The following is a 21829-nucleotide window of genomic DNA, read 5'->3' on the forward strand; positions in this document are numbered from 1 at the left end:
CGGGCCGCGCCGCTTCTGTGAAGAAGCCTGGCGCGCGGCCCGCGCATCATCGAGAGGTGACACGATCATGAGTCAACTTAATCCCCCCCTCACAGACGGTTACGCGGAATCCGCCGCAGCGCGCGACAAGAAGCGCGCGAAGTCGGTCCGCTGGCTCATCATGCCGTCGACCGCTGTACTGTTCCTGTGGATGGCCATCCCGCTCGCGATGACCATCTGGTATTCGTTCTCGCGATACAACCTGCTCAACCCCGATGTCAAAGGGTTTGCCGGGCTCGATAACTATGAATTCCTGGCCACCGATCCGGCCTTCCTGCCGTCGATTGTTCATACGCTGACGCTGATTGGATCGGTGTTGCTGATTACCGTAATTGGCGGCGTGCTGCTTGCCGTGCTGTTTGACCGCAAGTTCTATGGTCAGGGCATTGCGCGGCTGCTGGTAATTGCACCGTTCTTCGTCATGCCTACGGTCAGCGCGCTGATCTGGAAGAACATGATCTTGCATCCGGTGTATGGCCTGATCGCCGCGTTGATGCGGTCGTTGGGGCTTCAGCCGATCGATTGGTTTGGCGACTATCCACTCTTTGCTGTGATCGTGATTGTTGCGTGGCAGTGGCTGCCGTTCGCGTTCCTGATTCTCTTCACGGCGATCCAGTCGCTGGATCAGGAGCAAAAGGAAGCGGCGCGCATCGACGGTGCCGGCGCGTTCTCCATGTTCTTCTACATCACGCTGCCGCACTTGAAGCGCGCGATTGCCGTGGTGGTGATGATGGAAACCATTTTCCTGCTCTCCATCTTCGCTGAAATCTATACGACGACCGGCGGCGGCCCGGGCACCGCGACCACCATCCTGTCGTACCTGATCTACGCGCTCGGCCTGCAGCAATTCGACGTCGGCCTGGCTTCCGCCGGCGGCATTCTGGCGGTCGTGCTGGCGAACGTCGTTGCGTTCTTCCTGGTGCGCATGCTCTCGAAGAACCTGAAAGGGGAGTACGAATCATGAGCCATCCCGTTACCGCAACAACGTCCGTGCCGATCCTCGACACGCTCAAGCGCGGCGTGCTCGGTGTGATCGCGTGGCTGTTCGCGCTGCTGCTGTTTTTCCCGATCTTCTGGATGACCATCACGGCGTTCAAGACCGAGCAGCAGGCGTATTCGTCATCGCTGATTTTCACGCCCACGCTCGACAGTTTCCGCGAGGTGTTCGCGCGCAGTAATTACTTTGCGTTCGCGTGGAACTCCGTCCTGATCTCGGTCGGCGTCACGGTGATCTGCTTGCTGTTCGCTGTGCCGTGCGCGTACGCCATGGCGTTTTTCCCGACCAAGAAAACGCAGAAAGTGCTGCTGTGGATGCTCTCGACGAAGATGATGCCGTCGGTCGGCGTGCTCGTGCCGATCTACCTGCTGTGGAAAAACACCGGCATGCTCGACACGGTGTGGGGTTTGATCGTCGTCTATACGCTGATCAACTTGCCGATCGCGGTCTGGATGTCCTACACGTACTTCAACGAAATCCCGCGTGACATCCTGGAAGCCGGGCGTATAGACGGCGCGGCGACGTGGCAGGAAATCGTCTATCTGCTGATGCCGATGTCGCTCCCCGGGCTCGCGTCCACCGCGTTGCTGCTCGTGATCCTTTCGTGGAACGAGGCGTTCTGGAGCATCAACTTATCGAGTTCGAACGCGGCGCCGCTGACGGTGTTCATTGCGTCGTATTCGAGCCCGGAAGGTTTGTTCTGGGCCAAGCTCTCGGCGGCTTCACTGCTGGCCGTGGCGCCGATCCTGATTGTCGGCTGGTTATCGCAGAAGCAACTGGTGCGCGGCCTGACCTTCGGCGCGGTGAAATGAAGCTTAACCCGAGGTCGATCCAGTGAACCTGAACTTGTCCCAAGCCGGCGTACCGGACGCGCTCGCTCCAGCCGATGCCCTCGACGGGCATCTGCTGATCTGCGACTGCGACGGCGTATTGATCGACAGCGAAGCGATTGCGGGACGCGTGCTCGTGCAGCAGTTGGAGGCACTCTGGCCCGGCGTGGATGCCGAGCCGATCGTCACGCCGCTGCTCGGGCTGCGAATCGAAACGGTGCTGCTGCGCACGGCCGAAGCGCTCGGCCGGACGCTCGATTCAGCCCAGATCGATGCAATCCGGGTGGTCGTGGAAGCCGCGGCCGTGGAAGGGCCGGCAGTCGATGGAATCGAGGCCGCGCTGGCCGCGATTTCCTTGCGCAAGGCCTGCGCGAGCAACAGCTTTACGTCGTATGTGGAAGCCGTGCTGAGCCGCACGGGCCTCGTGCGGTTTTTCGGCGAGCGTCTGTTTTGCGCCGATAAAGTAGCAAACCCGAAACCCGCGCCCGACGTGTACCTCGCGGCGGCGCGAACTCTGAGGGTGGCGCCCGAACGCTGTGTGGTGGTAGAAGACAGCGTAACCGGCGTCACGGCGGCAGCGGCGGCGGGCATGACCGTGCTCGGTTTCGTGGGCGCCGGTCATGCAACTGAAGGACAAATTGATGCGCTGAAACGTGCTGGCGCAAGTGTCGTGTTCGACGAGATGGGACAACTCCCCGCGCTCGTTGGGCAGTGGCTGCAAAACGCAAGCTTCGAACTGCCGTGAGCCTCTTGCTCGCAGAAAACGAAGCCAAGTTAAAGACGGAGACTCCATCATGGCAAGCCTGAATCTGCGTAACATCAACAAGCGCTACGAAGAAACCGAAGTGATTCGTAGCGTGAACCTCGATATCGCCGATGGCGAATTCGTCGTGTTCGTGGGCCCAAGCGGTTGCGGCAAATCCACGCTGATGCGGATGATCGCCGGTCTGGAAGATATCAGCGGCGGCGACCTGATGATCGACGGCGTGCGCGTGAACGACGTGCAGCCGGCCAAGCGCGGCATTGCGATGGTGTTCCAGTCGTACGCGCTGTATCCGCACATGACGCTGTACGACAACATGGCGTTTGGCCTGAAGCTTGCCGGCACGAAGAAGCCGGAGATTGATGCAGCGGTCAAGCAGGCAGCGAAGATCCTGCATATCGATCATTTGCTCGATAGGAAACCTAAGCAATTGTCGGGCGGCCAGCGTCAGCGGGTGGCGATCGGCCGCGCGATCACGCGCAAGCCGAAGGTGTTCCTCTTCGACGAGCCGCTGTCCAACCTGGACGCTGCGTTGCGCGTGAAGATGCGTCTGGAGTTTGCGCGTCTGCACGACGAGTTGAAGACCACGATGATTTATGTGACGCATGATCAGGTGGAGGCCATGACGCTGGCTGACAAGATCGTGGTGTTGTCGGCGGGGAATGTGGAGCAGGTCGGAACGCCTAACCAGCTTTATCACGCGCCGCAGAACAAGTTCGTGGCGGGTTTTATCGGCTCGCCGAAGATGAATTTCTTTAACGCCGAAATTACGCAGGTGTTAAGCGATGGTGTGCTGGTGAAGTATGCGACGGGTGAGACCCAACTGACGGCGGTCGAGCCGGGTAGTGCGAAGGTCGGCGATTCGGTGACAGTCGGGATTCGTCCGGAGCATTTGCATGCAGGGACGGCGGCGACGGTGGAGCACGGGGTATCGGCGAAGACGATGGCCGTGGAGTCGCTTGGCGATGCCGCTTATCTGTACTCGGAGTCGACGGTGGCGCCGGAGGGGATCATCGCCCGGATTCCGCCGCTGGAGCGCCATTCGCGTGGCGAGGTGCTGAAGCTTGGCGCTTTGCCTGAGCATTGCCATTTGTTTAATGCTGATGGGATTGCTTATCAGCGGAAGATTGTTGAGGTGTTGTCGGCGGCGTAGGGGGGCTCGCGCCGGTGGACGGGGGGTTGGGGTTTTGGCGAGTTGAGAGAGTGGGGCGGGCGGGGATTTCGGCGTTAGTGGTCGGGGTCTATGCCGGGTTGGTGCTTTCGGCCTTAGTGGTCTGCGAGAGTCGGATTTTCTCTTTATCACTATTAGCCACTGTGCGTGGCGGCACGTCATTTCTTTGTCCAAAGCGACAAAGAAACGAAGCAAAGAAAACGCTTTTAAACCACGCTACCCTAAGTGTCCACAGCGTGCAGTTTTGATTCATAGGTGCCCCAAAAGCACGGTGCTCGCCAGAGCGAAGGATGTGTGAACCCCTCCTTCTCGCGAATCCTGACACGAACACGCTTCGCCCCGTACGCTCTCGGGCAAGCACGAGGCGCCCAGGAATCAGCGCGGCCCCACGCATCTTTACTGCTTCATGTCTTCGTGGTTGACTGCTTGGTCTGCGCAGCTATTTTTGTGGGCGACGCGGCCTGATACGTATTAACAACTTCGTTTTGGTAAGTTGATCAGGCTGCTTCTACGGTTTTCTTCGTGGGTATGGCCCCACACATTCTGCAGCTTCGTTTCTGGTGGGTCGGCCGTGTGATTCGTTATGCGTACAAATTCGGTGGTTGGTCGTCCGCGGATAGCGCGGGGTGCCCCTTGGGCAGATTCAGTCACTGGTGGCGAAGCGTGTGGGTATCCGTGTTCGGAGAAGGAGGGGTTCACACATCCTCCGCTCTGGCGAGCACCGTGCTTTTGGGGCACCCATGAATTGAAACTGCACGCTGTGGACACTTAGGGTAGCGCGGTTAAAGCGCTTTCTTTGCTTCGTTTCTTTGTCGCTTTGGACAAAGAAATGACGTGCCGCCACGCACAGTGGCTAACAGTGATAAAGAGAAAATCCGACTCTCGCAGACCACTAACACTGAAAGCACCAACCCGGCACTGACCCCGACCGCTAACCCCGAACCCGACCAACCCGACCCAAACCCCGACCCCACCAGAATCCCGACCACCCTCAAGCGTCCAGCGCCGCCTGCGCACACAACTCATCCGTCACCAGCCCGGAAAGCCATTTCCCCTGCAACGCGGCGATCACCGCGTCACGCTTTCTCAACCCGCCCGCAAACCCTATAGTCGGCCGCTTCGGCGGGGCATCCAGCCGCAAACTCGTCACACGCTCGCCAGTCGTCGATTGCACCCGCACGCCTTGCGCATCAATCGGCAGCCCGAGCAACTCCGCCACCGCGCCGGCCTGCATCATCTCTTCCACCTCGGCGGTCGTGATAAACCCATCCTCATGCAACGGACAATTAATCCCAATATTGCCAATCCCAATAAACGCGACATCCGCGTTCCCGGACAACGCATCGACAATCCGATACAGCCGATGATTGCACCATTGCTCACGCTCGGCCCGGCTGTCAGCCATCAACGGCGCGGGCAACATGAAATGCTTGCCGCCGGTCTTCTCGGAGAGGTGCTGCGCGACGTCGTAGCGGTTCGAGGAACCGTCCTGGGCAATAGCCCCGACCATCGACACCAACCGGTGCTGCGGACGCTCCAGTTGCCCGATTTGCGCGACCACGGCCTTCAGCGTCCGGCCGGTGCTGATCGAGATCACCAGCGGTTTTTCATCGGTGAGATAACGCTCCATCACTTGCGCGCCCGCGACCGCCAGCTTGCGATCCACTTGCTCGGGCGAATCGCCGTCTATAGGCACGACTTCGCACATCGACAAACCGTATCGCTTCGATAACTTCGCCGCCAGCGCAAGGCAATCGGCAATCCGGTGGTCCACGCGCACGCGGATCAGGTTCTTTTCGACCGCGAACGCGACCAGCCGCTGCGCGACGGGCCGCGAGATCTGCAACTTCTCCGCTATTTCATTCTGCGTATTGCCCGCGACGTAATACAGCCACGCGGCGCGGGTGGCGAGATCGAGTTTTTCGTTGGACTTGGGCACGGTGGCTCGATGTCTGGTCGTTCGTGTCGAATATAAAGAGAATCGCGCGCCATAAAGGCACGCGAAAGATCGACATTGTGCACGCTCGGCGGCCGAGGGCAGAAACTCCCCCGGCCGCCTTTTAAACCATCACGCGAGCCGCGGACGCGCCGGATCGAACAACGGGCGCACGTGCCGATACAACTCGCGGAAACCCTTCAGCCGCTGCCGCAGAATCGCATGGCGTTCCGCGTTCGGGATGAACTCATCCTTCACGGGTGGCTTGGCAAGCACCACGGCCGGATCGCCGCCCGCCGCCAGCCAGCCAAGCCGTGCCGCGCCAAGCGCCGCGCCGGTCTCGCCGCCGCCGTGCGTGCGCGTGCGGGTGTTGAGGGCGTCGGCTAATAACTGGCCCCAGTACTTGCTGCGCGCACCGCCGCCCAGCAGCGACAGCGCGTGGACTTCCGTGCCGGCAGCCTGCAACGCGTCGAGGCCATCGGTCAGCGCGAGCGTCACGCCTTCAAGCACTGCATAACCGAGCAACGCGCGGTCGGTTGCGTGCGTCATGCCGAAGAACACGCCTTGCGCGTACGGGTCGTTATGCGGCGTACGCTCACCACTGAGATACGGCAGGAAGAGCGGCGCGATCTCAAGCGCAGCGGGATCGAGCGCGGCGATTTCAGCGAGCAACGTGGGTTCGTCGGTCGAGGTGAGCTTGCAGACCCAGCGAAGGCAACTCGCGGCCGATAACACCACGCTCATCTGATGCCACCGATCAGGAATGGCGTGACAGAACGCATGCACCGCCGACGATGGATTCGGCCGGAAGCGGTCGCCGACCACGCACAGCACGCCCGATGTTCCGAGTGACAGGAAACCATCGCCCGGTTCCGTCGCTCCGATACCCACTGCGCTTGCCGCGTTGTCGCCACCACCGGCCGCGACGATCACGCCATCGGGCAATCCGAGTTCGCGAGCGAGCGCGGGCAGCAGCGTGCCCGACGGCTCGCTGCCTTCGGCCAGTGCCGGCATTTGGGCGCGCGTCATGTTGCAGGCGGCGAGCAGTTCATCGGACCAGTCGCGGCGCGCGACATCGAGCCACAAGGTGCCGGCGGCGTCCGACGGATCGGATACTTTCGTGCCCGTCAGATGCAGCCGCAGATAATCCTTCGGCAGCAACACGCATGCCGTCCGATTGAAAATCTCCGGCTCGTTGTGCTGCACCCATAGCAACTTCGGCGCGGTGAAACCGGGCATCGCGAGATTGCCGGCGATTTCATGCAACTGCGACGCGCGCTCGGTCAACTCGTCGCATTCCTTGTCGCTGCGCATGTCGTTCCAAAGGATCGCCGGCCGCAGCACGCGATCTTCGGAATCGAGCAGCACTGCACCGTGCATCTGTCCCGACAAACCGATGCCGCGCACTTGCGCGAACTCCTGCGGGAATTTATCGCGTAAAGCGAAGAGCGCGGCGCGCGTGCCGTTCCACCAGTCGAGCGGATTTTGCTCGGACCAGCGGGGTTTCGGACGCGAAACGGTGAAGGGCGTGCCCGCCGTGCCGACGACATTGCCGTCGCTCGCCAGCAGGAGAACTTTTACTTCGGAGGTGCCGAGATCGATGCCTAAATACATGGACGAACCCTTGATGAAGGCTTAAAGCCACGGGAAACCGGAGGCGCTAATGTAGCGCCGCTGCCAGTGTTACGCCATTGGCAATAACACCGGACAGGCATGAAGATGAGTAAGCTGCTCAGGCCCGCGTGGCGAGCCAGGCATCGACACGGCCAAGCGCCGCGCGCAGCACGCGTTCCAGATCGGCGCTTTGCGCGAGGCTGCCCCAGAGCAGTTTATCGGCGACGAAAGCCTTCACCGGATCGTCCGCTTCGAAGAAAGCGTGCGCGGTGGCGGGGTCCATCACGCCGTCCTGGTACGCGTACGGCAGCTTGCCTTCGTGCCAGCGTTCGAGGAAGCGGAAGAACAGCGCGGGCAACATGGCAGTCGCGTTCGGATCGACGTGACGCGCAAAACATTCACGCAGAGTCGGCGCGATAAAACCGGGGATCTTGGAGAAGCCATCGGCGGCCACGCGTTGATTCGTATCCTGGATATACGGATTGACGAAGCGGTCGAGCACCACATCGCGGTACTTGGCCAGGTCGATCGGACTCGGCGACAGGCAAGGAATCACGTCTTCGGTGACGTAGGTTTCGGCGAGCGCGCGGATATCGGCGTCCTGCGTGCCTTCGTGAATGTATTGATGGCCAACCAGAGTCCCCGCCCATGCAATACAACTATGTGTTGCGTTGAGAATGCGGATTTTGGCTTCCTCGTACGGCAGTACCGAGTGAACCATTTCCGCGCCGACTTTTTCCCATGCCGGCCGCCCTGCAATAAATTCGTCTTCGATCACCCACTGGATAAACGCTTCGCCCATGACGGGGGCTTTATCGTCGAAACCGGTGGCGGCTAGCACGCGCTCGCGGACATCGGGCGTGGGGCGTGGCGTGATGCGATCGACCATCGCGTTCGGGCATGACGTATTCGCGATCATCCATTCGCGCAGCGCAGTTTCGCCGCGCAATTGGAGGAATTCGAGCATGCCGGCTTTAAATCGATCACCGTTGCTGCGCAGGTTGTCGCAGTTCTGCAGCGTCACCTTGCCCGCGTTCTGCTTCATGCGGGCGTCGAGAATAGCGGCGAGTGCGCCGTAGATCGTCGTGCGGGCGCCTTTCAGGTCGGCGGCCAGATCCGGATTCGCCGTATCCAGCTTATGGTGTTCATCGAGGTAATAACCGCCCTCGGTCACCGTGAACGACACGATCTTGCATTCGGGCGCAGCGCCCGCCGCCACAAGCGCGTTCAGGTCCGCCGCCCATGGCACGACCTTCGTGATCGAGCGGATGGTTTCATACGCGCGCTTGCCGTGCGGCGTGACGGTTTCCAGCGTATAGGTGCCGTTCTGTGCGGCCAGCGCTTCCAGTACGGCATTCATGTCGCCGCGAATATTGCCGACCGTCAGAGACCAGCGCGTATCGCCGGATTCAATCAGCTTGTGCAGATACCACGCCTGATGCGCACGATGAAAAGAACCCGCGCCGATGTGCAGGATCACGTCGGCGGCTGCGTGGCTTTCGGTAGTCATGTCGTCCTTCCTCTGATCTGGATGCGCCTCATGCGGTGCCGGGCGCTGTGCTGTGTCTCGTTGTCGTCGAACGCGAAGTGGGCGCTGAGCCAAATCCGTGTTGCGTCGATCATTTGCTCGTTCTGTGAGCGAATGATCGTATTCGATTCGATGAAAGTCAAGGCACTACGCAGCATTTCGGTTTGCGTTTTTGCGTGGATTTTGGGGCTGTGGTTTGGATGGTTCGGCGTGACATGAAGGCTATTGCGGTGCACAAAATCTGACGCCTTGGTATCTATGGCATCGATTTGCGCTGCAGATTTCGATCGGCTTATGGCGGCGGATGCCAGTGGCGTGGTGTTGTTGATATATCGAGTCAGGCGGCGGTGGGGATTGAAGATCGGTCTGCGTATTGCGCGTCGAAGCGGCCGCACCGATTTTGTATTTGTTGAGTGAAGCTGCCGCGACGATTCCAGGCATCGTCATTCCTATTGAGGACAGGTTCACCGCCCGGTGAATTTTCGCTCGTAACGGTGGACGGATCTGGAGGGCCGTGGGGTCAGGAAGTGCGAACGCTCCTACCGTCCCCCCGGCCCAATCGCATGCGCCTCAAACGCGGGCCCTTGCACAAAACTCACATCGAATTGCTGAAGCGCTTCGAATTGCGCTTCGTCTCCGACGTGGCTAAATATGAGGGGAATCTTTAGCCGGTGCGCATACCCCACCAACGGCTTCACCACGGAATCCCTCAACGCCAAACCCGCATCCATCTTGATGAAATCCAGCCGAGCCATATCCGACACCGACATGATCTGCCCGGCATTGGGCAAATTCCCCGCGACCTTGAATCCATACTTCTGATAACTCTTCACGAGATACCCGAGGAACGTCCGATGCGCAACCGCCGCCGGCGGCAACTCAATCACGATCCGCGCCGGATTCAACCCAAACTCGATCAATACCGAAGAGAAGTGCTTGCCATGATCGTATTTCACGCTCTTCAGCAGACGCTCATGGACACGCAGGAACAGCAAACCCGGCCGCTGTGCGCCGAAAAAATTAAACGCGTGCAATGCGCGTGAGAGCCGGTCGAGCTCGACCAGCTTCGGGTCGTCGTCGAGTTGCGCGAACGGATCGAACGACGCGCCATCGGCAGTGAGGGTAAGCGCCTGAAAACCGAGTTCATCGCCGAAACGCTCCGCACTTTCCACCGATGCCGTCAGCGATTGCGGCAAGCCTCGCGTGGTGACATCGAAGATAGGCTCATACGCGCTCGCCAGACAAAACCCTTCGTAAAACGCGATGGCCGTACTCGCGCTCGCTCCCTCGCCCATGACGATGCGCGCGCCGGGAAACGGATAGTCCGCTGCGCGAGAAACAAGTTGCTGGACGGTTGGGGCAATCATGAAGGGAAGGTGTGAGAGGTGTAGCGTCGATGGTAGCAGTGCCGCGCGTGACGCCTTGCACAAAATCCACATATTCATATGACCCGAAACCAACTCGACGCATATGACTAGGGTTAACAATAATTTCACTTATCGTAATTAATTTTACTATGCGTAATTGAGGCGATAAACCATCAGGAGGCTTTCATGGCGGCCGAGAAGAAATTTGCATCGCAGGCGGACTTGGCGGAAAAGAAGGTGACATTCGAGCGCCTGTCCGAGCACGCCTACGCGTACACGGCGGAAGGCGATCCGAATACGGGCATTGTGATTGGCGACGACGCGGTGCTCGTCGCCGACACGCAAGCCACGCCCGTCATGGCGCAAGACGTGATTCGCCGGATCCGCGAAGTCACCGACAAACCCATCAAATACATCCTGCTCACGCACTATCACGCGGTGCGGGTGCTCGGCGCGTCGGCGTATGGCGCGCAGCAGATCATCGCCAGCCAGGACACGTACGACCTGATTGTCGAGCGCGGCGAGCAGGACATGAAGAGCGAGATCGAGCGTTTTCCGCGCCTGTTCAATGCAGTGGAATCGGTGCCGGGCCTGACGTGGCCAACGCTTACCTTCAAAGGCGAGATGACGCTCTGGCTAGGCAAGCTCGAAGTGAAGATCATGCAGCTTGGCCGAGGTCACACCAAAGGCGACACCGTGCTGTGGTTGCCGCAGGACAAGGTGATGCTGTCCGGCGATCTGGTCGAATACGGCGCGACGCCTTATTGTGGCGATGCCTATTACCAGGACTGGCCGGCAACGCTCGACGCGCTCGCGGCGTTCAATCCCGAGAAGCTGGTACCCGGCCGCGGTGCTGCGCTGAAGACGCCGAGCCAAGTGGCGGACGGTATCGCGGGAACGCGGGCTTTCGTTAGCGAACTGTTCAATCAAGTGAAGTTGGGCGCCGCAGCCGGCAAGGACCTCAACGAGATCTACAAGCTCACGTATGCCGCGCTCAAGCCGAAGTTTGGCGACTGGGTCATCTTCGATCACTGCATGCCGTTCGATGTCACGCGCGCCTTCGACGAAGCCACGCAATATCGCGATCCGCGCATCTGGACGGCGCAGCGCGACAAGGAAATGTGGGAAACGCTCGAAAGCTGATTGGCGACGAACAATGACCATGGCTATCGATTTTCAGGCGCTTACGTTCGAGTATCGCCGCTCATCGGATCAAGATGGCGATGCGCCGCTGCATCCGGTCGTCGTGATCGGCGCGGGGCCGGTGGGTCTCGCGACCGCGATCGACCTCGCGCAGCAGGGCACCCCGGTCGTGCTGCTCGACGATGACCACACGTTGTCGTCGGGATCGCGCGCTATCTGCTTTGCGAAACGTACGCTCGAGATATTCGATCGGCTCGGCTGCGGCGAACCAATGGTCGCGAAGGGCGTGAGCTGGAACGTGGGCAAGGTGTTCCTGCAAAACGAACTGCTCTACGCGTTCGATTTGTTGCCCGAAGCGGATCATGCGCGGCCCGCGTTTATCAATCTGCAGCAGTATTACGTCGAAGGGTATCTGGCTGAGCGGGCGCGCGAGTTGCCCTTGCTCGATGCCCGCTGGCGCAACAAGGTCATGGGTATTACGCAGTCCGATGAATATGTTTCGCTGCAGATTGACACGCCTGACGGTCCGTATACGTTGCGAGCAAATTACGTGGTCGCCGCCGATGGCGCGCGTAGCCCGGTGCGTGCACTCATGCATCTCGATACCCACGGCCGCACGTTCAAGGATCGCTTCCTGATCGCCGATGTGCGGATGAAAGCCGACTTCCCGACCGAGCGCTGGTTCTGGTTCGATCCGCCGTTTCATCCGAATCAATCGGTGTTGCTGCATCGGCAGCCGGACAATGTGTGGCGCATCGATTTCCAGTTGGGCTGGGGCGCCGACCCCATCGCGGAGAAAGCGCCGGAGCGTGTGATTCCGCGCGTGCGCGCGTTGCTCGGACCGGACGTCGAATTTGAACTGGAATGGGTGAGCGTCTATACCTTCCGATGCCAGCGCATGGATAAATTTCGTCACGGGCGAGTGCTGTTTGCGGGCGATTCGGCGCATGGCGTATCGCCGTTCGGCGCGCGCGGCGCGAACAGCGGTGTGCAGGACGCGGACAATCTTGGCTGGAAATTAAAGTTGGTGATCGACGGCGATGCACCCGACGCGTTGCTCGACACCTACGCCAGCGAGCGCGAAGCCGCCGCCGATGAAAACATCCGCCACTCCACGCGTTCAACCGATTTCATCACGCCGAAGAGCGACGTGTCCCGCGTGTTCCGCGACGCCGCTTTGCGGCTCGCGAAAGATTGCGCGTTTGCGCGGCGGATAGTGAATAGCGGACGGTTATCGACGGCTTCGGTGCTGCATGATTCGCCGTTAAACACGCCGGACCGCGATGCCTTCCACTGCGCGCTTGTGCCGGGTGAAGTGGCGGCGGATGCGCCAGTGTTTTTTGCTGGCCGCAACGGATGGTTCTTGCAGCGCCTGGGGTCGTCGTTTGCGGGTGTACTGTTTGGTGAATCGTCGGATGCGCTGACCGCGTTGAAAGATTTTCGCCCGCAAATGAAGCTATTTTTGATCGTGCCAGCGCGTTCCGACGTTAAATCTCGCGAAGGTGTTGAGGTACTGGAAGATGTGAAGGGTCTCCTGTCCCAACGTTTCGATGCACATCCCGGCACGTTCTATTTGCTGCGCCCGGATCAGCACATTGCGATGCGCGCTCGTTCGTTAGAACCTCAGACCGTCCGTGAAGCACTCGCCCGCGCAACTTGCGCCCTGAACGAAACCCAGCCCGCATGATGAGGTCCGCCATGCTCGATACCACCTTGCGCCTTGCCGATCCTGATGCCTTCTATGAAGCGCTGATCGATATGCATCGCGACCTTGGTAACGACGAAAGCCAGCTAGTGAACGCAAAACTGATCCTGCTGCTGTCGAACCAGATCGGCGATATGGATGTGCTGCGCGAAGCGATGTCGATGGCACGCAGCGGCGTTGTGACTTCAACCGCCAGCGTATGAAACTGTAGAAAAGGACAAGACCATGAAACCAGAATCGCCCGGCGCGTTCACGAGTCATACCGACACGAGCCGCCACTATCAATCGGGATTTGCCGCCGACTTCGCCAGCGAGGCGTTGCCCGGCGCGCTGCCGCTCGGCCGCAATTCACCGCAGCGTGTGAACTACGGTCTCTATGCCGAGCAGCTTTCGGGCACCGCGTTCACCGCACCGCGCGGGCATAATCGGCGCTCGTGGTTGTATCGGATACGGCCGGCGGCGGTGCATCAACCGTTCACTCAGATTGAAGGTAATGACCTGCGCGCGAAGCTCGTCGCGAACTTCGCCGAGGTGCCGCCTACGCCACCGAATCAACTCCGCTGGGACCCGCTGCCGATGCCCGATGCACCCACGGATTTCATCGATGGCTGGGTGACGATGGCCGGCAACGGCGCGGCCGAATCCATGCAAGGCTGCGCGATCCATCTCTATGCCGCGAACCGTTCGATGCAGGATCGTTTCTTCTACAACGCCGATGGCGAACTGCTGATCGTGCCGCAGGAAGGGCGGTTATCGATCGCGACGGAACTCGGCCGGCTCGATATAGAACCCTTTGAAATAGCGGTCATTCCGCGCGGTGTGCGTTTTTCCGTCACGCTGCCGGACGGCACCGCGCGTGGCTACATTTGTGAGAACTTCGGCGCTTTGTTGAGGCTGCCGGACCTTGGGCCTATCGGTTCGAACGGTCTTGCGAACCCGCGCGATTTCCTCACGCCGCACGCGGCTTATGAAGACCGCGAGGGCGCGTTTGAACTCGTCGCGAAGATGAACGGCGTGTTGTGGCGCGCGGATATCGGCCATTCGCCGCTTGACGTGGTCGCGTGGCACGGTAACTATGCGCCGTACAAATACGACCTGCGGCTGTTCAACACCATCGGTTCGATCAGCTTCGATCACCCCGATCCGTCGATCTTTCTTGTACTGCAATCGCAGACGGATTCGCCGGGAGTGGACGCCATCGACTTCGTGATTTTCCCGCCGCGCTGGCTTGCAAACGAAGATACGTTCCGGCCGCCGTGGTTTCATCGGAACGTCGCGAGTGAATTCATGGGCCTCGTGCATGGCGTCTACGATGCGAAATCCGAAGGGTTCATGCCCGGAGGGTCGAGCTTGCATAACTGCATGTCGGGACATGGGCCGGACGCGGGGACCTTCGAGAAAGCATCGAAGGCGGATACATCGACACCCGTGAAAGTAGGCGACACGATGGCGTTCATGTTCGAAACACGCACGTTGATCAAGCCAACCCGCTTCGCTCTGGAAACCGCGCAATTGCAGGCGCATTACTACGAGTGCTGGCAGGGACTGACCAAACATTTCAACCCGGAGCAACGATGAGTTTTTCAGCCGGCCCGACTCATGAAGCGCTTGAAGCGACGCGCAATCCAGCGCTTAAAAGCTGGATCGAATCCGCGAATAATCCATCAAGCGACTTCCCGATCCAGAACCTGCCGTTCGGCATTTTCACCGATGAAGTCAATCCGTTGCCGCGCGCGGGCGTGGCGATCGGCGACTGGATTCTCGACCTCGCCGTCGTGCATCGCGCGGGGTTGATCGAATGCGAACCGGTGTTCGCGCAGCCCACGCTGAATGCGTTTATCGCATTGGGAAGGGATACATGGCGACACGTTCGTGTCCAGGTGAGCGCGCTGCTTGCCGCCCATTGCGACACGCTGAAAAACAACACGGCGTTGCGTCCACGCGCGCTCATACCCCGGGCGAGTGCGATGCTGCATCGGCCTATCGATATCCCTGGCTACACGGATTTTTATTCATCGAAGGAACATGCGACCAATGTGGGTTCCATGTTCCGCGATCCGAAGAACGCGTTGCTGCCGAACTGGTCGGAGATGCCGATTGGGTACAACGGGCGCGCTTCATCGGTGATCGTGAGCGGGACGCCGGTGCGCCGGCCGAGCGGCCAGATCAAGTTGCCCGATGCTGAGCGGCCGGTGTTCAGTGCATGCCGGAAGCTGGATATTGAACTGGAGACGGGGTTTATCGTTGGCGCGGGGAATGCGCTGGGCGAGCCGATTGACTGTGAGGATGCGGAGTCGCATATCTTCGGCATGGTTTTGCTTAACGACTGGAGCGCCCGCGATATCCAGCAATGGGAATATGTGCCGCTTGGGCCATTCAACGCGAAGGGTTTCGCGACCACGATTTCGCCGTGGATCGTCACGCTCGATGCGCTCGAACCGTTCCGTGCCGCCACGCCGAAGCAGGAGCCTGAACCGCTTCCGTATTTGCGCCACGCTGGTAATCATGCATTCGATATCGAGCTTGAAGTGCATTTGCGGCCGGCGCTGGCTGAGTCGGCGACGAAGCTCACGCGGACTAATTTCAAGCTGATGTACTGGTCGATGGCGCAGCAACTTGCGCATCACACGGTGGCGGGTTGCAACACGCGCGTGGGCGATCTGATGGGTTCCGGCACGATCAGTGGGCCGACGCCGGATTCATGCGGGAGCTTGCTTGAGATGACGTGGAACGGGCAGCGTCCGATTGCGCTGGATGAGGGCGGCGAGCGCAGGTTTATTGAAGATGGGGATGAATTGACGCTCACCGGATGGTGTCAGGGGGAGGGATATCGGGTGGGGTTCGGCGAATGCCGAGGGGTGGTTTTGCCGGCGCGGGGCGTGGCCGAGGTTCCGGTTAGTGGTTGGGGTTGATGCGGGGGTTCTGGGGGTAGCGGTTGGGGTTGATGCCGGGTGGGTGCTTTCGGCGTTAGTGGTCTGCGAGAGTCGGATATTCTCTTTATCACTATTAGCCACTGTGCGTGGCGGCACGTCATTTCTTTGTCCAAAGCGACAAAGAAACGAAGCAAAGAAAGCGCTTTTAAACACGCTACCCTAAGTGTCCACAGCGTGCAGTTTCTATTCATAGGTGCCCCAAAAGCACGGTGCTCGCCAGAGCGACGGATGTTTGAACCCCTCCTTCTCGCGAATCCTGACATGAACACGCTTCGCCCCGTACGCTCTCGGGCAAGCACCAGGCGCCCAGAAACCCGTACGGCCTCACGCGTCTTTACTGCTTCGTGTCTTGGTGGGTTGACTGCTTGGTCTGCGCAGCTATTTTTTGGGCCACGCGACCAGATACGTATTAACAGCTTCGGCATTTGGTGAGTTCATAGCGTGGCTTGTACGGTTTTCTTCGTGGGTATGGCTCCACGCATTCTGCGGCTTCGGTATTTGGTGGGTTGGCCGTGTGATTCGTTACGCGTACAAATTCGGTGGTTGGTCCTCCGCGGATAGCGCGGGGTGCTCCTTGGGCAGGTTCAATCACTGGTGGCGAAGCGTGTGGGTATCGGTGTTCGGAGAAGGAGGGTTTCACACATCCGTGGCTCTGGCGAGCACCGTGCTTTTGGGGCACCTATGAATGAAAACTGCACGCTGTGGACACTTAGGGTAGCGTGGTTGAAAGCGTTTTCTTTGCTTCGTTTCTTTGTCGCTTTGGACAAAGAAATGACGTGCCGCCACGCACAGTGGCTAATAGTGATAAAGAGAAAATCCGACTCATGCAGGCCACTAACTCTGAAAGCAGCAACCCGGCAATGAACTCGACCGCTACCCTCAGAACCTAGCAACCCGGCATTGACCCCGCCCACTAACCTCGAAACCGACCGATCACCAACCCCCAACCCCCCCACCCCTGTCCACCGGCGCGAGCGAAACTAAACCACTCCGATGCTCGCGCGCCGCGCCCGTCGATCCATCGACGCCGACAGCAACGTCAATCCAAACGCGCCGCAGGCCATCACCACGCCTACCCACGGCAGCGCCGTGAGCGCCGCCCCCGCGCCAATCGTCATGCCCCCGAGCCACGCGCCAATCGCATTGCCGAGGTTAAACGCACCCTGATTCAACGTAGACGCAAGATTCGGCGCATCGCTTGCACGGTTCACGATCAACACCTGCAACGGTGGAACGATCGCGAAAGCCAGCACGCCCCAGACGAAGACGGTGATCATCGCGGGAATGGCGGCGTGCATCGTGGCGGCAAAAATGGCCTGGACCACAATGATCGACACAAGAAACGTCAGCAGCGAGCGCAATAGCTTCCAGTCCGCGAGCTTGCCGCCGAGCGTGCTTCCAACCGTCAACCCAAGCCCGAACAACAGCAGCACCAACGTGACCGCGTGCGGTGAAAAACCGGTGACGTCTTCAAGGATCGGCGTGATGTACGTGAACACGGAAAAGAGACTCGCCGATGCCAGCACGCTGATGCCGAGCACCATCAGCACTTGCGGATTCTTGAGCACGTTGAATTCGCGCAGGATGCTCGATTCCCTCATCTCGATGTGCTTCGGCAGGCACACGGCCAGCGCACCAGCCGCGACCAGGCCGATCACCGTCACCACCCAGAACGTCGCGCGCCAGCCGGCCGCCTGACCGAGCGCGGTGCCGAGCGGCACGCCGAGCACGTTCGCCAGCGTGAGGCCGGTGAACATCAGCGCGATGGCTTGCGCGCGGCGGTTGGGCGCGACCAGGTCCGCAGCGACCACCGAGCCGATGCCGAAGAACGCGCCATGACAGAACGCGGTCAAAATGCGCGCGGCCATCAGCATCCAGTAACCCGGCGCGATGGCGCACAGCAGATTGCCGACGATGAATACACCCATCAGGCTCATCAGCGCCTTCTTGCGCGGCATTCTCGCGGTGACGATAGCGAGAATAGGGGCGCCGATAGTCACGCCCAGCGCATAACCCGACACAAGCATGCCGGCTGCGGGGATGGATACCCCGAGATCCCGCGCGACGTTGGGCAACAAGCCCATGATGACGAATTCGGTCGTGCCGATACCGAACGCGGCAATGGCGAGGGCGAGAAGGGGCAGAGGCATGAGGTAAGCGGTGACTGAGTGCTGGCCGGTCGCGCGTTATCGGGGTGAAGAACGCAGGCTCGGGCGAGCTGAAGGAATCAAATTGTACCGAACGTTGTTGCGTTTGCTCGGTGGAAACCCCGAGATTTGTACAGTTGATTCAACGAGTTGGATTTTCAGCCTTTTGCGAGACTCTCACTGTTGCTTTTTGCCATCGGGCAGACTAGGTTGCAGGGTTGCTGCTTTACAACCAAGGACCTTCATGACTGCACTCCGGCATTTTTTCCCGTTGATTGTTGCCGCGCTGTTGGCATTCGCGGCCGTGCCGGGGGTGTTCGCTCAGGAAGCCGACGCGAGCGCGGGACCGATCCGCACCAGTGGCGGCAGCGTGGTGTTCGTTCAGCAAGGAGCCACTTTCGAAGCCCAAATCGATGGCAAACCGTTCGATCAGCTGAACGCCCGCCGCATTGCGCATTTCGAAGAGCCGTCGGGGGCGCGGATGATTGTCGAAGCATTCGATACCGGCTCGCCCGAACTCGTTCTCTACGATTTCACCAGGCGCCCGCCCACGGTTGAGCACATGACAAAGCGCATGAAACTCACCAATGTGTTCTGGCAGCGCGATGAAGTGGTGCTGAAAAGTGCCGACGGCTGGTACAGGTTCCAGCGCGGGACGCTGACGAAACTGACATCATCGAAGATGACTTATCACTGAGTCCGCACCGCCATTACCCGATCCCCGGCGACCACGAAAATTCGCTCGCCCCAACGTCCCGATCGATGACTATCGGCACCGGCTTTCGCCTGCGCTGCGCGTGTTCTCGGTATCCGACGCGGTCGCGGGGCACGGATTTTCGTGTCGCTATTTTGTTTGGTATCCTGATTATACGTGCCCTCGTCATCGGCTGGCATGCTCATGGTGCCGCCCCTTCGAGGAACCCCTTGAGCATGCCGAGCGTATCGGCGTCGTCAATATGTTTGTCCGTACGCCATCTCAACATGCGTGGAAACCGCACGGCAATGCCCGACTTATGACGCGGACTCGCCTGAATCCCTTCGAAACCAATCTCGAATACGAGCGTCGGCGTGACGCTGCGCACCGGCCCGAATTTTTCGATGGTCGTCTTGCGCACGACCGCATCGACCTTGCGCATCTCTTCGTCCGTCAAGCCGGAATATGCCTTCGCGAACGGCACAAGAGTGCGCACGCCATCGGCTTCGTCCCACACGGCGAAGGTGAAATCGGTGTACAAACTCGCCCGTCGGCCGTGGCCGCGTTGCGCGTAAAGCAAGACGGCGTCGATGGCATACGGATCGATCTTCCATTTCCACCAGGTCCCGGAAGCCTTCGTGCGCCCGACGCCATAAAGCGATTCACGTCCTTTCAGCATCAAGCCTTCAACACCTCGGCCGCGGCTTTCGTCGCGCAACGCGGCCAGGGTCTCCCAATCGGGCGCTTCAACCATCGGCGACACCCGCAGCAGGTCGACCGCCAGCGTCTCACCCAACGCGGTGGCCAATGCATCGAGGTGCGCGCGGCGTTCGATCAGCGGCGTGACGCGCAGATCGCGGCCATTGGCTTCCAGCAAGTCGTAGGCGAGAAACGTGGCGGGCGAATCGGCAAGCACTTTCTTCGACAAGGTCTTGCGCGTGATCCGCGGTTGCAGCCGCGCAAACGGCAATGGCGCGTGACCACCGGGTTCCCACGCAAGAATTTCGCCGTCTATGACGGTGCCGTCCGCCAGCGCGGCGCCGAGCGAGGCGAGTTCGGGAAAGCGGTCGGTGATGAGATCTTCACCGCGCGACCACAGCCACACCCGGCCGCCGCGCTTCACGAGTTGCGCGCGAATCCCGTCCCACTTCCATTCGATCACCCACTCCGACGGCATGCCGAGCGTCGCCGGATCGGCTTGCAAGGGATGAGCGAGAAAAAACGGATAGGGCAAACCAAGGTCGCTTTCATGTGGCGTGGCGGCGTTTTCATCGTCCGTGCTTTCCGGTGCGATCAGCCGCAAATAACGCGCTGCGCCCGGCGCTTGCTGCGAATCGGTCCAGCCGACCATACGCTGGGCAATGCGTTTGTGATCCACACCCGCGACTTCGGCGAGTGCGCGCACGACGAGTTGGCGCGCGACTCCCACCCGAAACCCTCCGCCTATCAGCTTGGTCAACAAGAAACGTTCGCTCCAGTCGAGTTCGTCCCAGTAGCCGAGCAAACGGGTTCGTAGCTCGCTCGGCTCCAGGCCGCGCAAGGTCAGCACGCGTTCCTCGATCCATTGCGCGAGGCCGAGTTCGGACGTGCGCTGCGCGGGCGGCAGGATATGCGCGATGGTTTCGGCCAGATCGCCGACCGCCTGATACGACTCGTCGAAGAGCCATTCCGGCAAGCCGGCGCGCTCGCGGGCAAATTCGATGAGAAGGCGGGTGGGCACCGATTGGCGAGGTTTGCCGCCGCTGAGAAAGTACGACGCCCACGCGGCGTCCTCGGGTTCGGCCGCCGAGAAATACGCGATCAGCGCCTCGAGTTTTTCTTTCGTCGACGTGGTGCCGTCCAGAGCGGTGTACAGCGCGGCGAAGCGTTTCATCGCGAGTTGGCCTCAGGCGGAGGAGGGGGTTCGACGGCTTGCTGCGCGGACTGGCTCGCTTGACCGCTTTCCGCTGCGTCGGCTTCTATCGCGTCATCGCCGTATTCGGTCGTGAACGCGCCCGCTTCCAGACCTTGTTCGCGAAGCCAGCGCACCATCGGCTCGATTTGTCCGTGCGTCACAATTACGCGTTGCGCGCCCGTTGCACTAATAGCGGTTTGCAAACCCGGCCAGTCGGCGTGATCGGAGAGCACGAAACCACGGTCCAGACCGCGCCGCCGTCGCGTGCCGCGAAGCCGCATCCAGCCCGACGCAAACGCATCGCTATAGTCGCCGAAGCGACGCATCCACGGGCTGCCTTGAGCGGACGGCGGCGCAATGATCAGTGCGCCCTTGAACGCCGTCTTGTCCTTCGCGGCGATGTCGCTGACGGGCCGTGTCGCGGGCAAATGCACACCCGCTTGCGTGTATGCCCGGTTCAGCGGTTCCACGGCGCCATGGCAAAAGATCGGGCCAATGGCCGGATCGACGCCTGCAAGAATCCGCTGCGCCTTGCCAAACGAATAGCAGAACAACACGCAAGCCCGACCTTCAGCCGCGTTATGCCGCCACCACGAATCGATGCCATCGAAGACAGCGCGGGACGGTTCCCATCGATAAATCGGCAAGCCGAACGTGGATTCCGTGATGAAGGTGTCGCAGCGAACCGGTTCGAACGGTGCGCAAGTGGGATCGGGTTCGACCTTGTAGTCGCCCGAGGCGACCCAGATGCGCCCCGCGTGTTCCACGCGCACTTGTGCAGAGCCGAGCACATGGCCGGCCGGATGCAGCGACACGGAGACGCCGTTGACAACCAGGCGCTCGCCGTACGGAACACCCTGCAATGAAATGCCCGGCAGCCGCGACAGCAAGACGCCGACACTCGCCTCAGCCGCGAGATAACGGGCGTGCCCGGCGCGGGCGTGATCTGCATGGGCGTGCGTAATGATTGCCCGATCAACGGGACGCCACGGGTCGATGTAGAAATCGCCCGGCGGGCAATAAAGGCCTTCCGGCCTCGCGACGATCAAGTCTTGCGATGCGTCCAAC

The 21829-nt window shown here is 60.4% G+C and carries 17 protein-coding genes; 10 read left to right on the plus strand and 7 right to left on the minus strand.

All coding sequences use genetic code 11. From position 1 onward, the window contains the following. The first annotated feature begins 67 nt into the window (after positions 1 to 67). The 4 genes from ACSQ8V_RS03325 to ACSQ8V_RS03340 are packed head-to-tail and all read left to right on the plus strand — an operon-like array spanning position 68 to position 3782. Positions 68 to 1003 carry a carbohydrate ABC transporter permease gene (locus ACSQ8V_RS03325; protein ID WP_213768679.1) on the plus strand — a complete coding sequence of 312 codons (936 nt, stop codon included), beginning with the start codon at positions 68 to 70 and terminating at the stop codon, positions 1001 to 1003. Continuing rightward, entirely contained in the window at positions 1000 to 1848 is an 849-nt protein-coding gene (locus ACSQ8V_RS03330; protein ID WP_436204890.1) for a carbohydrate ABC transporter permease, read from the plus strand. The genes ACSQ8V_RS03325 and ACSQ8V_RS03330 overlap by 4 nt, the downstream gene beginning before the upstream one ends. A gap of 34 nt (positions 1849 to 1882) precedes the next feature. Next, positions 1883 to 2611, plus strand: a complete 729-nt coding sequence (locus tag ACSQ8V_RS03335) for an HAD family hydrolase (RefSeq protein ID WP_436206579.1) — start codon at positions 1883 to 1885, stop codon at positions 2609 to 2611. A gap of 49 nt (positions 2612 to 2660) precedes the next feature. Next, entirely contained in the window at positions 2661 to 3782 is a 1122-nt protein-coding gene (locus tag ACSQ8V_RS03340; RefSeq protein WP_213768681.1) for an ABC transporter ATP-binding protein, read from the plus strand. Between the two features lie 1009 nt (positions 3783 to 4791). Here the strand turns inward: ACSQ8V_RS03340 and ACSQ8V_RS03345 are convergent. The 4 genes from ACSQ8V_RS03345 to ACSQ8V_RS03360 all read right to left on the minus strand — a co-directional run bounded on the left by ACSQ8V_RS03345 (position 4792) and on the right by ACSQ8V_RS03360 (position 10245). After that, entirely contained in the window at positions 4792 to 5739 is a 948-nt protein-coding gene (locus ACSQ8V_RS03345) for a sugar-binding transcriptional regulator (protein ID WP_213762306.1), read from the minus strand. A gap of 129 nt (positions 5740 to 5868) precedes the next feature. Further along, positions 5869 to 7350, minus strand: a complete 1482-nt coding sequence (xylB, locus tag ACSQ8V_RS03350) for a xylulokinase (RefSeq protein ID WP_213762307.1) — start codon at positions 7348 to 7350, stop codon at positions 5869 to 5871. Positions 7351 to 7468: 118 nt separating this feature from the next. Then, positions 7469 to 8860 (minus strand): D-arabinitol 4-dehydrogenase, encoded by a 1392-nt coding sequence (dalD, locus tag ACSQ8V_RS03355; protein WP_213762308.1) that lies wholly within the window; start codon positions 8858 to 8860, stop codon positions 7469 to 7471. A gap of 557 nt (positions 8861 to 9417) precedes the next feature. Then, a complete protein-coding gene (locus tag ACSQ8V_RS03360; protein WP_436204891.1) occupies positions 9418 to 10245 on the minus strand; it encodes an EAL domain-containing protein in 828 nt (275 codons plus the stop codon). 186 nt (positions 10246 to 10431) lie between these two features. On the opposite strand from ACSQ8V_RS03360, the gene ACSQ8V_RS03365 reads away from it, so the two are divergent. From ACSQ8V_RS03365 to fahA, 5 genes are read left to right on the plus strand one after another with little or no spacing between them, the layout of a single operon-like run. Next, positions 10432 to 11388, plus strand: a complete 957-nt coding sequence (locus ACSQ8V_RS03365) for an MBL fold metallo-hydrolase (protein ID WP_436180881.1) — start codon at positions 10432 to 10434, stop codon at positions 11386 to 11388. Between the two features lie 19 nt (positions 11389 to 11407). Further along, positions 11408 to 13075, plus strand: a complete 1668-nt coding sequence (locus ACSQ8V_RS03370) for an FAD-dependent oxidoreductase (RefSeq protein ID WP_436204892.1) — start codon at positions 11408 to 11410, stop codon at positions 13073 to 13075. Then, entirely contained in the window at positions 13075 to 13296 is a 222-nt protein-coding gene (locus ACSQ8V_RS03375) for a DUF2783 domain-containing protein (RefSeq protein ID WP_436206580.1), read from the plus strand. The genes ACSQ8V_RS03370 and ACSQ8V_RS03375 overlap by 1 nt, the downstream gene beginning before the upstream one ends. A 22-nt stretch (positions 13297 to 13318) precedes the next feature. Further along, positions 13319 to 14671 (plus strand): homogentisate 1,2-dioxygenase, encoded by a 1353-nt coding sequence (gene hmgA / locus ACSQ8V_RS03380; RefSeq protein ID WP_436204893.1) that lies wholly within the window; start codon positions 13319 to 13321, stop codon positions 14669 to 14671. Continuing rightward, positions 14668 to 16005 (plus strand): fumarylacetoacetase, encoded by a 1338-nt coding sequence (gene fahA / locus ACSQ8V_RS03385; RefSeq protein ID WP_436204894.1) that lies wholly within the window; start codon positions 14668 to 14670, stop codon positions 16003 to 16005. The genes hmgA and fahA overlap by 4 nt, the downstream gene beginning before the upstream one ends. Positions 16006 to 17006: 1001 nt before the next feature. Here the strand turns inward: fahA and ACSQ8V_RS03390 are convergent. After that, positions 17007 to 18176, minus strand: a complete 1170-nt coding sequence (locus ACSQ8V_RS03390) for an MFS transporter (RefSeq protein WP_436180886.1) — start codon at positions 18174 to 18176, stop codon at positions 17007 to 17009. Positions 18177 to 18417: 241 nt separating this feature from the next. On the opposite strand from ACSQ8V_RS03390, the gene ACSQ8V_RS03395 reads away from it, so the two are divergent. Next, positions 18418 to 18870, plus strand: a complete 453-nt coding sequence (locus ACSQ8V_RS03395; RefSeq protein ID WP_213762316.1) for a hypothetical protein — start codon at positions 18418 to 18420, stop codon at positions 18868 to 18870. A gap of 199 nt (positions 18871 to 19069) precedes the next feature. Here the strand turns inward: ACSQ8V_RS03395 and ACSQ8V_RS03400 are convergent, their stop codons facing one another. Together ACSQ8V_RS03400 and ACSQ8V_RS03405 are read right to left on the minus strand one after the other, a co-directional pair. Continuing rightward, entirely contained in the window at positions 19070 to 20740 is a 1671-nt protein-coding gene (locus ACSQ8V_RS03400; RefSeq protein WP_436204895.1) for an ATP-dependent DNA ligase, read from the minus strand. Next, positions 20737 to 21828, minus strand: a complete 1092-nt coding sequence (locus ACSQ8V_RS03405) for a ligase-associated DNA damage response exonuclease (protein WP_436204896.1) — start codon at positions 21826 to 21828, stop codon at positions 20737 to 20739. The genes ACSQ8V_RS03400 and ACSQ8V_RS03405 overlap by 4 nt, the downstream gene beginning before the upstream one ends. Between the last annotated feature and the right edge of the window lies 1 nt (position 21829).

Origin of the sequence: Caballeronia sp. LjRoot31, assembly GCF_964253885.1 — a bacterium.
Lineage (GTDB): Bacteria > Pseudomonadota > Gammaproteobacteria > Burkholderiales > Burkholderiaceae > Caballeronia.